Below are 11,992 nucleotides of genomic sequence, written 5' to 3' on the forward strand. Positions count from 1 at the left end.
GAACTGTTTATTTTATCCGTTTAACCCGGAAAGTTCCTTCAATGGCTTCAGTTCCAATTTGACGTCCGCTTAAACCAGAACGTAAGCCGGATGGACTTACTGTAAAACGCCCGGTTACCAGGGTGCCAACAGGCCCCCAATTGTCGATAGTGATGTTTCCTCCACTATTTACTATTTCCCCAATGTTATTTTCAACAAAAGCTACATAATATTTGGAAAGCAGTTGATTGGTGATGGTCATAGCTACACTACCACCTTCGTAATTCCAACTATGGGTTCCGGAGGTTCCGTTCCAGATGATAGTGAGTACATCTTCTTCATCTTCTCCTGCCAATCCGGATTGATTACCTATTGTAGCACCAACATGGCCTGGAATCGTACGCCATTCACCATTTCCATATCGGTAGCGGATACCTTCACCGAGTATTTTGATGTTTGACAATAGCAGGAGTTGATGTGCCTTTGATTTAAGTTCTACCACAACAGTTGCACTGGTTTCAGCTGCAGCAGTTGCCGGTGCGGTGTAATTGCCTTTATTACCGGAGCCAGACAATTTACCCGGACCGGTCAGTTGCCATTTTTTAATCAGGCTGGCTGGCACCGGTGTGCCTTCACCTAAAGGCAGCGTTGAATTATCCGAACTTACCAGTGGGGCAAGCAGGTCATCAGAATAAGGATGAAAGTTTAGTACCGATAAGGACAACTCTTCAGAAGTATTGAGTTCAGCTGAAGACGGCGTAAGTTTTAACCAGGTCACCAGGACCCAGTCGCTGAAATGGGTAGTAGGTGTTTGAATCATTTTATTCACTTTGTCCAGGTTGTGTGGTCTGACCATATGCCAGATACCATCATCAGATTGATAAGCAATTGACAAAACATCTTCAGAAGCAATAGAGTCTACTAATTCTTCATAGTTAAACTCAAGCGTTACAGGTTTGGCAAAAGTCAGGTCATGTGGAAATAACCGGTATCCTCCCCCCACGCCTGCATCTGCTGTGTTAGTAATTGGTTGAACCTGAAAATTTATTGTTTCAGAAACTGCTCCAGCCGGAATAATCACTTTTAATTTCCCATCCGCTGACGTGAATTCACCACCCTGAGCACCGATTTGAAAACTTTGCAGGGCGCCGGTTGGATCTCCTTCCGGTCGGCTAACGGGAGATGGACCTTCATAAGGTATTTCACCATTTTTTTCTTTTTTGCAACTGGAAAATAATACAAGCAGGAGACAACTGGCAAAGAGGAAAATTTTGTTCATGATAAGGTTGTTTCGGGGCGCAACATAATCCAGTATTCAATTATTAAAATGTTAAGAGCAGCCTGCTGTACTTTTCCAATGATCGTTAGTGAAAATTCACTTTAAAAGGTATCCTCTAGAAAATTTTAGTCCATCAACAGGGACCATCCAAAGAACCAGGTGCAGCGTAAGAAACAGGCGAAACCGGACAGAAAGTGTTCGAAATCGAACAATGCATCCCTGGATGAAAGAAATAATTAATTGAAAATCAACTTCATAATGGATTGGCACATCCCTTGGTGGCAAAACAGTACAACTCATAGGTATGCTCAGAAATTACTGGCGGATTGCCGTGCGAAATCTTTTAAAGCACAAAGGGTTTTCAATTATCAATCTAACCGGACTAACGGTTGCGTTCACCTGCTGTTTGCTGATGTTCATGTATATCCGGCATGAACTTAGCTTCGACCGTTTCCAGGAAAAGGGAAACCGTATTGTTCGGGTCATCATGGAATACGGTTTTGGAGAGTCTGAAAAAGTTGCCGGAAATTATACCAGTACCAAAGTGATGCCTGCGTTTAAACGAAATTTTCCTGAAGTGGAAGAAGGTGTTCGCATGTATCCTGGAAGCGGATTACTTAAGATAGGAGATCAATTGTATGAAGATCCTGAATTCCTTTTTGCCGACTCTACCTTTTTTCATGTGTTTCCCTCCTTCAGGCTGCAGGCAGGTTCACCAGATAAAGTATTGGGCGCACCCAATCAACTGGTGATGACTGCATCTGCTGCTAAAAAATACTTTCCTCACCAAAATGCTGTGGGACAAACCATTTTGGTGGGCACCCAACAAACACCCTTTATCGTAACAGGTATAACAGATGATTGTCCGTCCAACTCCCAGATCCGGTTTTCAATGGTAGGTTCTTTTTCTTCTCTTGGACCTGCTCAGGAGGAAACTTACTGGAACGCGAATTACCAGACCTATTTGTTATTAAAAGAAAATACCTCCCTTCCCAATCTGCAGGCTAAAATCAGGCCTTTCATGGAGAAGGAAATGAATGATCCATCGATCTGGCTTACCTATTACCTGGAACCTTTGTTTGATGTTCATCTGCATTCTCCCCACAATGCGTATGTAGCGAATACTGATATCCGTTATATCTATATTGCAAGCGGGATGGCAATTCTGATATTGCTGATTGCCTGCTTTACCTACATCAATATGAGTACAGCAAGGTCCCTTGAAAGAGCACGTGAAGTTGGAATCCGCAAAGTTACAGGAGCAACCCGCCAGCAGGTTTTCAGTCAGTTTATTGGAGAGTCGCTGGTGCTATCAGTACTAGCTCTTTTAATCAGTTTTGCTGCTACTGCCTTGCTTTTGCCTCTCTTTAATGAACTGGTGAATCGGTCACTTAATATGATGGATCTGATACATCCGATGTTGCTTTTTTCTGCTCTTGGTATGGTGATTTTCATTGCTGTATTGGCTGGCTCCTATCCGGCACTGGTAGTATCAGGTTTCCAACCCATCAAAGTGCTGAAAGGAAATTTCAGAAACAGCGACAATGGAAACTGGGTCAGACAATCATTAACTGTTTTTCAGTTTACTATATCGGCATTCCTTTTAATAGGAAGTTTTGCCATGTACAAACAGGTAAAATTTATTCATGAAAAATCACTTGGATTCAACCGGGATCATGTGGTGGTTGTAAAGTCTGATTACAAGGTGAGTGAGAAAATGGATCTGCTTAAGAATCAGCTTAAAGCGAATCCCCAAATCAAAAACACTTCGTTAAGCTATAATGCTCCTATTTCTATTGTAGGCGGATATGGTATGCGCAGCGCAATCATGCCTGAAAACAGTTCACTTAATGTCTATGCCAATCCAATTGATGAGGAATATTTGCGGACAAATGAAATTCAGTTAATCGCCGGTGAAGACATCAATCGACAGGATGTGCTGGATGCTTCTCATCCGGAAAATGAAAAGAACTATTTTCATTTTATTCTGAATGAATCTGCAGCGAAGCAGTTAGGATGGAGCCCACAGGAAGCCATTGGTAAAAAAATGTTCCTGGATGAATCAAGGCCAGGTATTGTAAAAGGCGTAGTCAAAGATTTTCATTTCAGTTCCATGCATTCTCCTATTCAGGGCCTGGTGCTTTTTCCTTCTAATTATGGTAATAATCTGCTGGTGAAAGTATCCGGGAAACAATTACCTGAAACAATTGCTTTCATGGAGAAAACCTGGAAAGAGCTGGTGAAACATCGTCCATTCAGTTACAGCTTTATGGATGAGGATTATAACAGAATGTATCAAGCAGAACAACAAACCGTAAAAGTCATTGGACTCTTTACAGGGGTAGCAATATTGCTGGCTTGTGTGGGCCTGTTGGGTTTATCTGCATTCTCTGTACAACAAAGAACCAAGGAAATAGGAGTGCGAAAAGTATTGGGAGCATCAGTACAGGGAATTGTCTGGATGCTGGCAACTTATTTCCTACGACTGGTACTCGTGGCATCCTTAATAGCACTGCCAATTGGATGGTTTGCAACCAACAAATGGCTGGAAGATTTTAGTTACAGGACCAACCTGGATCTAACCGTATTTATTTGGCCGGTAGTGGGATTAAGCTTACTCGCATTAATTGCTATAAGTGTTCAAACCATCAGGGCGGCAGTTTTGAACCCGGTAAAAAGTTTGCGTTCGGAATAATTTGAGTTGAATTACGGCTTCAGTATCTTAGGCTGATATGGGACAGATCAGCCTGAAAGAAAAGATCGGCTATGGATTCGGCGATATGGCTTCCTCCATGTTCTGGAAACTATTTGGAATCTATCTCCTGTTTTTTTATACCGATGTAATGGGTTTACCTGCAGCAGCAGTGGGTACCTTATTACTGATAACACGGATTTGGGACACCCTGCTTGATCCGGTAATAGGTATGATTGCAGACCGAACTCAATCCCGCTGGGGAAACTTTCGCCCTTACCTGTTATACCTGGCTGTTCCCTTCGGGATCATGGGAATCGTCACGTTCACAGTGCCTAATCTTGGATCACAGCAGCAGCTGCTGATCTATGTGTATGGAACCTATTCCCTGATGATGCTGGTTTATTCCTTCATCAATGTGCCCTATGCTGCCTTACTGGGTGTCATCTCTGAAGACCCGAAGGAAAGAAATATCCTCGCTTCCTTTAGAATGGGTTTTGCTTTTGCCGGTAGCTTTGTTGCACTTGCACTGATAGAACCTTTGATCTCTTACAGGGGAGGAAGTACGCAGCTTGCGATGCCTCAAAATGCAACTGCCTGGCAATGGGCCGTGGGTGTGATTGCAATACTCTGTGTCATCCTGTTCTTATTTTGTTTTGCCTGGGTAAAAGAAAGAGTTCAACCGATCCGGCCAACATCAAACACTCTTAAAACGGATCTTCGGGACCTGCTCAGCAACAGACCCTGGGCTATTCTGGTTGTTGCCGGAATAGCTGTCCTGATTTTCAATTCGATCAGAGATGGCGCAGCGATGTACTATTTCCGCTATTATATTCACGAAAAGGAAGCAGTTCAACTGGGTCCGATTGCCATCAACTTTTCGACCCTCTACCTGGTTATCGGACAGATTGCCAATCTGATTGGGGTAATGCTGGCATTCCCTATTGCAAACAAATATGGTAAAAAACGATGCTTCAGTATTGCTATGGGGATCGCATCCATGCTTAGCATACTGTTTTTCTGGATGGGGCAGCATGATCTGGTACTGATCTTTTTATTACAATTTATGATCAGCTGCTGTGCCGGTACGGTATTCCCTTTGCTATGGTCTATGTATGCAGATATTGCAGATTATTCAGAGTGGAAAACCGGCAGGAGAGCAACAGGTCTGATCTTTTCATCTTCTTCTATGTCGCAAAAGATGGGCTGGACACTGGGTTCAGCTCTTACAGCCTGGTTGCTGGCTGCTTTTGGATTTCAGGCCAACCAGGTGCAGGAGGAATTGGCCCAAACCGGTATACGTTTAATGCTTAGCTGGCTTCCCGCAATCGGATCTGTAATCGCATTGATTATGATTTATTTTTATCCCCTTACAGATGCGGAAATGCAACGAATTGGAACTATTTTAAAAGAACAGCGTAGATCAGAAAATGCGAATTGACAGCACTATTCAAGATTGGAAAAACAGTCTTCAAATTGAATTGAATCGAATTCTTCTTTTCTGGAAGCAGGTAGTTATCGATAAACATACCGGAGCCTGTTTTGGTCGTGTTTCCAATAGTAACCAGGTGTTTGGGGAAGCGGAGAGAGGACTTGTTCAGCAGGCCAGAGTACTGTGGGCATTTTCGGCCGCCTATGGATTGAATAAAGCAGAGGAGGATAAACAGGTTGCTGACAAGGCCTATGAATATCTGATACATACTTTTGAAGACAAACAGCATGGCGGATATTTCTGGATCGTGGATCACCAGGGATATCCGCTTGTTACCAAAAAACAGTTATACGGACTAGCATTTGCATTATTCGGACTTGCAGAATATGCTGCTGTCATGCAGGTGAAGGAAGCAAAAGAGAAAGCCATCGCCCTTTTTCATATTATAGAGAACTATTTCTCCGACAATACATCCGGCGGTTATTTAGAAGCCTTATCTCAAAGCTGGGAACCCATTTCGGATATGCGGTTGAGTGAGACAGATCTCAATGCGCCAAAATCAATGAATACTCATCTCCATTTACTGGAAGCCTATTCCTGTTTTTTTAAAATCTGGCCGGATAAACAGTTAAAATCACAAATAGAACTGCTCCTGCAACTTTTTCAAAAAAAGATAATTGATTCAGCTAACGGTAATCTATACCTGTTTTTTGACATCAACTGGAAAGTTGTATCTGCTTCTGTTTCCCATGGGCACGATGTGGAAGCTGCCTGGTTATTGTGGGAAGCAGCCTTGCAGCTGGATGATCCGGACTTATTAAAGCAGATCCAAACATCCTCTTTAGGTCTGCTGGAATCTGCTGTTAAAGGATTGGATAGTGATGGTGCTCTTTGGGAGGGTACTGAAAAACATTGGTGGCCCCAGGCGGAAGCAATGGTTGGTTTTTATACCGGTTGGCAATTTACCCAGGATCCATTATGGCTAACACGGTCCCTAAACTCCTGGAAATTTATCCGGCAAAAACTGGTGGACAAGAAAAACGGCGAATGGTTCTGGGGAATTGATGCTGACGGCAGGGTACTGAAAAAGGATAAAGCAGGATTCTGGAAATGTCCCTACCATAACAGCCGATCCTGCATTGAACTCATTCGCCGTATTGAAAATTAGCAATCTGGCTTGATTACGTTCTCCATTGTTTTGCCATCAAACTTAAACAAGCCAAAGCCGGTTGTTCCAAACCAGAGTTGGCCGGAATTGTCTTCATAAATGAGTTGGACAGGAGTTTGAATGGGCTGGTCGTTGGGACTCCTGGGCGAACGAAACATTGGAAGGGTGGTAAAGGCTTCATTTTCAAACTTCGCCAAACCTTTGCGCGTGCCGGCCCAGAGAATCCCCTTTTTATCAAGATAAAGATTAAGTATCTCATTATCAGGTAATCCATTTGCAGTAGTATAGGATGTCCAACCCTGCTTGTTTTTTCGGGAGATACCCCCGTTGGTTGCCATCCATACATTCCCCTGGCTATCCTGAAGGATGGTACGAACCGCATTGCCCGCAAGTCCGTCGTTTTTGGTAAAATAAGTAAAATCAGTTCCATCAAATACGCAAACCCCGTCCTCTCCGGTTGCGATCCAGACTGTCCCGGTTTTATCCTGCAAAACATACTGAATTGATTGACTGATCTGAAATTCTTCTGGCCCTGGTTTAAGTTCTTTCTTCATAAAATCAGGACCTGTCCATACTCCGATGCTGGTTGGTGAAGCATCCGCCGGTTGAGGTAATTCCTGCTGGTCATTGATCAAAAACAACCAGATCAGGGAAATTAAAATCGAGTTCATGGGAAATTGTTTAGTTTGAAAAATTGATTCAGGACCAATCTAGCAGGTGATTTTGTCAAATAGGGTAAACCAACTGTAAATTGATTGTAAACGACCTGTAAAAACCATTTTTTGAAATTTTACAGCATCCTGTAAAACATATATTTGACATATGAAATGGAAGCTGTATTGGGGGATTGTATTGCTGTTGCCGGTATTGGTACTGGCAGCATTTATGCACCGTGACTCCGCTAATGCTGAATATAAGAAGGCCCGGGAAGAAATCATTTTACGGAAGGTTTCACACAAATTGTTGCAGGCAGCCGGGGATAGCAGTTCCCGTGTGCCCGAAATCAAGAAAATTTCGGAAACTGAATACCTGCTTCCCCTGGAAACAGCCATTTCTTTTCATCCCGATTCACTGGTGAATATCATCAATCAGGTAATTCAGCAACATGGGTTATCCAACCGATACATGGTAAATGTACTGGAACAACCTGCTAATAAAATTGTATTTGGTTATGCAATGATTGGGTCCGAACAGGAGAATATCATACCCTGCCTGGGTCGGGAACAACCAGTAGGAAAATATTCGGTACTGATTCGATGGGAACCTCATAACAATTCAGGAACGGCTTTCTGGATAGCTGGGATAGTTCTTGCTGCTGGAATCGGGGCCGGACTGTATTTTAAAAGAGTCCGGCGCATGCCCAAGAAAGAAGAAGGTCAAGTTATACAGGAGGAAATCCTGCCTGGAAGCCTGTCCATCGGCCATTATCAGTTCCATGCTGAAGCGCAGGAGCTTCACTTTGGAGAAACCATCCTTTCTCTGACAGGGAAAGAAACAAAATTGCTTCAGATTTTTGCAGCCTCCCTCAACGAACTCGTAGATCGCAAAAGGCTCCAAAAAGAGGTTTGGGAAGATGAAGGCGTTATAGTTGGCCGGAGTCTTGACATGTATATCTCAAAACTTCGAAAGAAATTGGAATTGGACCCTGCAGTTCAGCTAATAAATGTACATGGCAAGGGCTACAAATTGGAAGTACGGGCTTAAACCAATTCCGGCTGTTCCACTTTTTTCAACCGTATGTAAAAACGGGTGCCTTTATTTTGTTCTGTTTCAAACCACAACTGCCCCTGGTGTTTTTCAATGATGCGTTTTACAATTGCCAATCCAAGTCCTGTTCCTTCGTAGTTACTGGCTCCTGGCAGTCTGTAAAATAAATTGAAAAGGTTTCCGGTGTGCCTTGGATCCATCCCGATACCATTGTCTACTACCGTGTAAAGAATAGCATCCTGTTCCGCCGATCCTGTCACCTGAACCAGTGGCTTGTCTGTTTTGGATGAATACTTCAAGGCATTGCCCAACAGATTGCTGAACACCTGGCTTATCATGGTGCTGTCGCCATAGATTTCAGGTGTTTCTCCAATCTGAAACTCAGGATGTATATCCTTGTAGGCATCCAGCAGGTCTTCCCTGATCTGATTCAGCAAGGTTTTCATATCAATCGGCTGTAGGCTGATTTGCTCCCGCCCCAGCTTGGTATAACGAAATACCTCTTTTATCATCAACTGCATGCGCTCCGCATTTCGTTTAATCTTTTCAGTTAGCAACCTGTTATCCAGGTTTGGATCTTCCTCCAGCAATAGTTCAGCAAAATTATAGATGGTGGCAAGTGGTGTTTTCAGATCATGCGATATCGTATAACTGAAACTGTCCAGTTCTTCGTATGCTTTTTTTAATTCATCATTCAGTCGCTTCAACTGATTGGTTTTTTCCTGAATGAGCAGCAGTATCTCTTCACGTAATTTATAAGCGTTGGATAACTCAGCAGTTGCCCATTTTTCAGATCTTCCCTTGAGTGACTGAATGAAAATGGCAAAGGAACTGCGTGGTTCAATTCTTGTTTCACCATCGGGATTGAGAACGACTGCCTTCTCGGGGTTTCCTGCCCATTTAATTTCCTGCTCTAATTCGGGTTTGAACCAGAGTATACAATCCTTCAGATCTGTAGACAATGGTGCGCATAACATTCCGCTAGCCGTTAAAGCTGCTGAGCCGGCAGCTGGATAAATGGAAGAAAGATGATTGGTTTGAAATACCTGGTTGGTTGGGGCTGTTTGAAGGAATTCAGATAACTCCATGAGAAACTCCTTTCCAGGTGTTTGACCAACCAATGTAATCTGTCCATCATAGATCAGCGCGGCCCCCTTTGCTCCATTGATGGATAGGAGGTCAAGACTTCCAGTGGATACGCCTTCTGCAATGGATTCGAATTGACGCATCTGTCTTACCAGTCCTGCCGTATTCTCTCTCCAGTAATGGTGTAATTGTTGTTTTTCTTCCTCCACCTGGTACCTTACAATAGAAGATAACATCTGTCCGACCATTTTTGCATGCAGGCGTTGGCGGTAATCAATATGCCTTGCTGTATAGTGGTGGCAGGCTATTAAGCCCCATAACTCCCCCTGCGACACAATGGAAATACTGAAGCTGGCGGCTACTCCCATATTCTTAAGGTATTGAATATGTGTGGGTGATACAGAACGAAGGACCGAATCTGATAGGTCGATGGAAGCGCCTGTGTCATCTGCTTCGTTTTTTTCCAGCAGGCTATCAGTTGCGTTCACATCTGCAATCAGCCGTACAAGGTTTTTCTTATATAGTTCGCGCGCCTGCTTTGGAATGTCTGATGCCGGATAATGCAGACCAAGATAGGGGTCTAGTCCTTTGTCCGCGACTTCCGCAACAACCTCTCCATGACCGTCTTCATGAAACATATAAACCATCACACGATGAAAGCCGCTGATCATTTTTACTTTTTGAGCAGCAGCCTCCAGGGCCTGTATCACTGAAGCTGAAGTACTCATTGAATCAAGCATATCCGCCATGATCATTTCAGAGGAATACGCATAATTCAGAACTGGTTCAAATTCCAGTAAAATATGATCTGCGGTCTGATGGGAGATCAGGTAACAATCTCCAGCCAGGCTTTTTATCTGCTGATAACTCCCATGTTCAAACGAAATAATGAAAGGTATATATTGCTGCAGCCCCTGAATTGATTTACCAAGAATCTGTCCGGAAGTAAGTGGTAAGAACTGGTTGATAGTAGAACTTGCCTGTTTTACTTCCAGTGAATTTTTATCTATAACCAGGGCAGCACCATGCGGTTGTATTTTACCCTGGAACTGAATCAGCTCGCGATCACATAGATGAGTTTGAATTTTTTGCATAGGAAGGTTTGTTGTTTATTTCCAACCACTTTTGATAAGCTGTAAAACAACAAATCGCGGAGGCGGTTATGGTTTCTGTATGAGGTTGTAAAGCAGATTGGTCAAGTGCCATGCGAAATTTATTCCACATAGCTTTTCTTTTTTCCTGGTAGTTTTCGAAGTACAGCAGCGTAGAATCAAGGCCCGTTTGCTTTCTTATCATCTTTGCGATAAACGGGCCGCCAAGTGTAGATCCTTCCAGCACATAGAGTGCACCTATTGCATGATATATAGTGAGAATTGGAGGAAGCGAAGCAGTTTGCATCAGTTCCCAGTTTTTATCATAATGCCTGATATCTTCCAGTAAATCTTTTGATCTCTTACGGGCATCTATAGCCGGAATCAGTGTTTTTAGAGGAAACTGATGAAGAACCTCTTCCATTGGCAAGAGAAAGGCGGCAATAGTTTTCAGGAATCCCTCATAGTCTTCCGGACTATTCACCGATTGAAGATTTGAAATAAATTGTTTTTCAAGTTGCCGGTGAGTGATGTCTGTATTGGAACGTAAATGAGGATGAAGCATTAAGAATAGATCAGCGTCAAAATTACGTTTAATTCATTTTTTACACTCAGCCTTGAAATGTTAAACAGAATTGTGTTTCTCTATATCACTCAATAGCAAGGGATCAGAGAAATTGTTGAAAAAATTACACAAGTTTTTATTGAAATGTTACAATTTTCTGAGAAGCAACTGTTGGTATTTAACTTGCAAATAGGGGTATAAAGCCAAGATATGATTTTATATATCCGAAACATGGCCTGCGAAAGTTGTATGATACTGGTCCGGCAGGAACTTGACAAGCTGGGTATTCAGCATAAACGAATTGAGCTGGGTGAAGTTGAAATCAGGGGGTTGATATCAGATGAAAAAAAGGAAAGTTTTGCGCAGGCTATTGAACCTGGTGGCCTTGAGCTGGTTGATTCCGCGGAGCAGGTACTGATTGATAAGATTAAAGCTACCATCGCGGATTATGTGTTTAATAAGAAAAACATCAAGCAGAATCTTTCAGCATACCTCGCAGAAGAGCTGGAGATGGAATATGCTCAATTGGCAACTTATTTTTCAGGCTTAACAGGTACAACGATTGAACAATATGCCATCGCGTTGAAAATTGAAAAAGCCAAGGAACTGCTTGCTGTAGAAAACAAGAGCTTAAAAGAGGTTGCTGAGCAATTGGATTATAAACAGGTCTCTCATTTATCAAATCAGTTTAAAAAAGTAACGGGAATAAGACCGTCTGAGTTTAAGAGAAAAGGAGTGGCATCCAGGAAAACAATTCAGGAGTTGGGAAAGGTAGGGTAACCGGTAGGATAGGGGCAAAATGAAAGCAGGCCTTCACCCCATCGAAAGACCTGCCTCATGGTTTCCATCTATAACATCATGTGTGAGAATCCTGTCAACAATCGTTATATAGGACTTGGAATCTGTAACAACCGACAAAAAAAATTCATTAAACCAAACTGCCTGACGAATGTACTGCGGTGCCTGTCCGGGAAAAAGTTTAATACACTAACT

The 11,992-nt window shown here is 42.8% G+C and carries 9 protein-coding genes; 5 read left to right on the forward strand and 4 right to left on the reverse strand.

The genetic code is table 11. The features are described from left to right. Positions 1 to 7: 7 nt before the first annotated feature. Complete coding sequence (locus tag L0U88_RS12805; protein ID WP_234866461.1) at positions 8 to 1,258, reverse strand: hypothetical protein; 1,251 nt, start codon at positions 1,256 to 1,258, stop codon at positions 8 to 10. Positions 1,259 to 1,562: 304 nt separating this feature from the next. Between L0U88_RS12805 and L0U88_RS12810 the strand changes: the two genes are divergently transcribed. From L0U88_RS12810 to L0U88_RS12820, 3 genes are read left to right on the forward strand one after another with little or no spacing between them, the layout of a single operon-like run. After that, positions 1,563 to 3,953, forward strand: coding sequence for an FtsX-like permease family protein (locus L0U88_RS12810; RefSeq protein WP_234866462.1), 2,391 nt, complete (start codon positions 1,563 to 1,565; stop codon positions 3,951 to 3,953). 37 nt (positions 3,954 to 3,990) lie between these two features. Next, positions 3,991 to 5,391, forward strand: coding sequence for an MFS transporter (locus L0U88_RS12815; protein WP_234866463.1), 1,401 nt, complete (start codon positions 3,991 to 3,993; stop codon positions 5,389 to 5,391). 40 nt (positions 5,392 to 5,431) lie between these two features. After that, entirely contained in the window at positions 5,432 to 6,550 is a 1,119-nt protein-coding gene (locus L0U88_RS12820; RefSeq protein WP_234866464.1) for an AGE family epimerase/isomerase, read from the forward strand. Here the strand turns inward: L0U88_RS12820 and L0U88_RS12825 are convergent. Continuing rightward, positions 6,547 to 7,221: a ligand-binding sensor domain-containing protein gene (locus tag L0U88_RS12825; RefSeq protein ID WP_234866465.1), complete on the reverse strand. Its 675-nt coding sequence runs from the start codon at positions 7,219 to 7,221 to the stop codon at positions 6,547 to 6,549. The two genes, L0U88_RS12820 and L0U88_RS12825, sit on opposite strands and share 4 nt — an antisense overlap. Positions 7,222 to 7,372: 151 nt before the next feature. Between L0U88_RS12825 and L0U88_RS12830 the strand changes: the two genes are divergently transcribed. Continuing rightward, complete coding sequence (locus L0U88_RS12830; RefSeq protein WP_234866466.1) at positions 7,373 to 8,254, forward strand: winged helix-turn-helix domain-containing protein; 882 nt, start codon at positions 7,373 to 7,375, stop codon at positions 8,252 to 8,254. Here the strand turns inward: L0U88_RS12830 and L0U88_RS12835 are convergent. Both L0U88_RS12835 and L0U88_RS12840 read right to left on the reverse strand, forming a co-directional pair. Continuing rightward, the gene (locus L0U88_RS12835; protein ID WP_234866467.1) at positions 8,251 to 10,437 is read right to left on the reverse strand and encodes an ATP-binding protein; all 2,187 of its coding nucleotides are present in this window, start codon (positions 10,435 to 10,437) and stop codon (positions 8,251 to 8,253) included. The genes L0U88_RS12830 and L0U88_RS12835 overlap by 4 nt on opposite strands. After that, positions 10,409 to 10,999 (reverse strand): biliverdin-producing heme oxygenase, encoded by a 591-nt coding sequence (locus L0U88_RS12840; RefSeq protein WP_234866468.1) that lies wholly within the window; start codon positions 10,997 to 10,999, stop codon positions 10,409 to 10,411. The genes L0U88_RS12835 and L0U88_RS12840 overlap by 29 nt, the downstream gene beginning before the upstream one ends. Positions 11,000 to 11,209: 210 nt before the next feature. Here L0U88_RS12840 and L0U88_RS12845 point away from each other — a divergent pair, with 210 nt between their 5' ends. Further along, on the forward strand, positions 11,210 to 11,779 hold the full coding sequence (locus L0U88_RS12845) for a helix-turn-helix domain-containing protein (protein WP_234866469.1): 570 nt from the start codon (positions 11,210 to 11,212) through the stop codon (positions 11,777 to 11,779). The last annotated feature ends 213 nt before the right edge of the window (positions 11,780 to 11,992 follow it).

The organism is Flavihumibacter fluminis, from assembly GCF_021491375.1.
Lineage (GTDB): Bacteria > Bacteroidota > Bacteroidia > Chitinophagales > Chitinophagaceae > Flavihumibacter > Flavihumibacter fluminis.